Raw genomic sequence first — 2,521 nt, 5'->3', positions numbered from 1 at the left:
GGCCCGTTTAAGCACATGCATGGCTTGTGGAAATTTACTGAGCTGACTGAAGATGCCTGTAAAGTTGAATTTGATTTGGACTTTGAATTTTCAAACATGCTGGTTGATATGGCGTTTGGTAAAGTGTTTAAGGATTTGATGTCGTCGATGGTAATGGCATTTACCGACAGAGCAAAGGTGATTTATCGTGATTAATGAAACAGAAAAGTTCTCGGTAGATGTTATTTATGCATTGCCAAAACAGCAGAAAATTATAGCCGTGATGGTGTCGCCAGGTACCACATTCATTGAAGCGGTTAAGCAAAGTGATATGGTTAAATTTTTCCCGGATATTGACCTTGAAGAGGTTAAGCTTGGGGTGTTTAGTCGCCAGGCCAAACATGATGAGATACTCGTACCTGGGCAGCGTGTTGAAATTTATCGCCCGCTCATTGCAGATCCTAAAGATGTTCGTCGTAAGCGTGCCGAAAAAGCCAAAGATGAAGGTCGTAGTAATAAAATCACCGGCGCTAAAGTTAACTAAACCTAGAAGAATAAACCGTTATCAAACTGTGCTTTGTTCTGGTCACTGCATTCATTCGCTTGCAATAGCCTTGCAATAAATTATCAATTGACGCTGAAGTTAATCCTCAAAGGCGTCTTGCTAGTTAGCTGCGTAAAACAAATTGTCTCTCTTGATGTTGAAGTGAGTTAAGTATTGTTATTTTGACTAATTTATTTCATTTGTTAACTCTGGGAGTGGGCAACTAGATCGCTCGAGCTGTGGCAATAAAAAATGTCATAAAAAAAGCAGGACTCTCGTGAGAGGTCCTGCTTTTTTATTGGCATAAATCACATGTTATCGTGTGGTTTATGTTGGTGCATTATCATTTTCAGCCTAGTTTTTTAACGCTGGACGTAACTCTTCAACCAAAGGTTTCGCATCTGGGCGAACTTCAGGTAATAAAGGCTTAAGATCCGGCTCGTTAACAGATGGCAGTGAACTTTGATCAAGCGGGGTATTAAATTCTGCGCTTAAGTCATAATCACCAGCAACACTGGAAATTTTGTCGCCGTTAAAGTGAATGATCAACTCTTTATGGGTAATGCTAGCATCTCGACCACTTTTAAAGTGATACACATAATACCAAGTGTCATCGGAGAAGCTGTCACGCAATACTGGGCGACCTAAAATATATTCTGCTTGCTCTTTGGTCATGTCGACACGAAGTTTTTCAACTTGCTGTGTTTCCATGTAGTTGCCTTGTGGCACGTCTGGCTTGTAAATCAACCAATCAAATACACTGCATCCGCTAAGAGATAATGAAAGCGCTACTGCGCTTACAAGGGTAAGACTTTGTTTTTTGTTTATCATTGTCTGCGCTACTTCCTAAATTCTGTCGGTCATCATACCCAAGCTGTCCCTATGCTGACAAGGGTCTATTAGAAGATGTTGTGGTTTTGAGTCAATTAAGTGGCCGAAGTTCCATTTTTTTCGTTAAATAATTTTATGCTAAAGATTCACTTATTTAACGTTAGTGAATGTCTCAATACCGATTTTTTGCTAGCGCCGACTTTTTACGCAAAATGTTAAAGTAAGACATCGTGGTGCTATTTTTGAACTAATAGTTAATGATATCTTAGAAAATCTGTCTAGGTAAGTCAGTCGTATGCGTCTTTTTATCATTGCGGGTTCTGGGTGCGGCAAAGTCCAATTAATAAGCCTTTTCTGAAGGTTACGATGCGAGTATGTTACTGGGTATGCTTTAAAAGCTAGTTTGTGCGCTAGTTTAGGTATTAATCTTGGCAAGGGTAGGCTTCAAATCTGTGAGATTACGCAGCAATGTTAGGTCGTTAATTAAAAATATAATCTAGAGTAATAGCGTAAAATATCTCGAATATTAATACATTTTTTACTAAGCTTGGATTCGACGCCGTTTTATTGGAAACATATAGGTGTGATTTTCGCTGTGTAATGACATCAACTGGCTTACAGAAGAAGATATTGAAGCTGTTATGCTGGAGATAAAGCACGAGTCAGCCAGTTATCTAATGATCGAAAGTTGTCTATGGATAAAGATTGACTACGTATTTGCTCACATTTAACCCTACAGAGAAATAATTTTGTTCAATAAATCAACTTTTATATTGATAGCCTTTGCACTGTTTTTTAGCAGTGCAGCGATAGCTGACAATGTCGATTATGATAAAGAACTCGACACTATTGAACAATCTTTGAAGACTGATATTGGTTATGCCATTGAAAAAATTGATCTCGCATTATCTTCTGAATCGTTACTCACCTCACCACAGCATAGTCGTCTGTATATGTTGCAAGGTACAAAAAATCTTTATTTAGGTCACTTTCTCGAAGCAGATAAAGCTTTAGATGAAGCACTGACATACGATCCACTCGGTGAAGAACTCACAAATATTTATTTATTGAAAATCACCGCAAATATAGGATTGAGTAACTATAAAAAAGCTTTTGCTCTTTTAGAGGATAACCTTTCTCGTATCGACAGTTATCAAGATCAAAGTT

4 protein-coding genes are annotated in these 2,521 nt (G+C 38.2%); 3 read left to right on the top strand and 1 reads right to left on the bottom strand.

Annotated features, from left to right (window positions below; genetic code table 11):
• Positions 1-195, top strand: a 195-nt coding sequence (locus H5202_RS20515; RefSeq protein WP_272490482.1) for an SRPBCC family protein, incomplete at its 5' end; no start/stop codon positions are given.
• A complete protein-coding gene (locus H5202_RS20510; RefSeq protein WP_182773694.1) occupies positions 188-523 on the top strand; it encodes an RnfH family protein in 336 nt (111 codons plus the stop codon). The genes H5202_RS20515 and H5202_RS20510, both read left to right, overlap by 8 nt.
• A gap of 354 nt (positions 524-877) precedes the next feature.
• On the opposite strand, the gene H5202_RS20505 is transcribed toward H5202_RS20510, so the two are convergent.
• On the bottom strand, positions 878-1,354 hold the full coding sequence (locus tag H5202_RS20505; protein WP_182773693.1) for an outer membrane protein assembly factor BamE: 477 nt from the start codon (positions 1,352-1,354) through the stop codon (positions 878-880).
• Positions 1,355-2,103: 749 nt separating this feature from the next.
• Here H5202_RS20505 and H5202_RS20500 point away from each other — a divergent pair.
• Positions 2,104-2,521: hypothetical protein (locus H5202_RS20500; protein WP_182773692.1), on the top strand; the 418-nt coding region annotated here is incomplete at its 3' end.

The organism is Shewanella sp. SG41-4 (assembly GCF_014164505.1).
In the GTDB taxonomy this organism is placed as follows: Bacteria; Pseudomonadota; Gammaproteobacteria; order Enterobacterales; family Shewanellaceae; genus Shewanella.
Note: the sequence above shows the minus strand (reverse complement) of the source record. Positions and strands in the feature narration are given on the sequence as shown.